Source organism: Paraburkholderia sp. BR10141 (assembly GCF_056155635.1).
This window is the reverse complement of record NZ_JBMIQH010000134.1, coordinates 1-681: the sequence shown is the minus strand read 5'-3', so window position 1 is coordinate 681 and position 681 is coordinate 1. Positions and strand designations below refer to the sequence as shown.

The 681-nt window shown below is 62.8% G+C and carries 2 protein-coding genes; both read left to right on the top strand.

Going from position 1 to position 681, the window contains the following annotated elements; all coding sequences use genetic code 11:
* On the top strand, nucleotides 1-194 hold a 194-nt coding region (locus ACOJB8_RS41180), incomplete at its 5' end, for a 2-oxo acid dehydrogenase subunit E2 (RefSeq protein WP_475017999.1).
* A 43-nt stretch (nucleotides 195-237) separates the two neighbouring features.
* The coding region (locus ACOJB8_RS41175; protein WP_475017997.1) for a biotin/lipoyl-containing protein at nucleotides 238-681 on the top strand (444 nt) is incomplete at its 3' end.

The window sequence follows — 681 nt, the reverse complement described above, 5'->3', positions numbered from 1 at the left end:
CACCGGAAGTGGCGATCCTCGGCCTGTCGAAGAGCGCGATGAAGCCGGTGTGGGATGGCAGGCAGTTTGTGCCTCGCCTCATGCTGCCCCTGTCGGTTTCATGGGATCATCGCGTCATTGATGGCGCAGAAGCTGGCCGCTTCAATGCCTATCTCGTCACGATTCTGGCCGACTATCGACGGGTATCGCTTTGATCCGCGACGAGCCCCGGTACAACCGCAGGGAAGAAATCAATCCATGACGCTTATCGATGTAAAAGTGCCGGCTATCGGCGACTTCAGGGACATTGAGGTCATTGAAGTCAATATCAAGGCGGGCGATGTCATCGAGAAGGAGCAGACGCTGCTCTCGCTCGAGTCGGACAAGGCCACGATGGAAGTGCCCAGCGACGTCGCGGGCACCGTCAAGGAAGTGAAGATCAAAGCCGGCGACAAGGCTTCGCAGGGCACGGTGATCGCGCTGGTCGAGGCGTCGGAAGGCGCAGCGGCGCCGGCTCCGAAGGCTGAAGCGCCCAAGGCTGCCGAAGCACCGAAGGCGGCTGAAGCACCGAAGGCCGCAGAAGTTTCGAAAACCGCGGCCCCGCAAGCCGGCAGCTTCAGCGGCAGCGCCGATGTCGAATGCGACATGCTCGTGCTCGGCGCGGGCCCCGGCGGCTACTCGGCGGCGTTCCGCTCCGCCGAC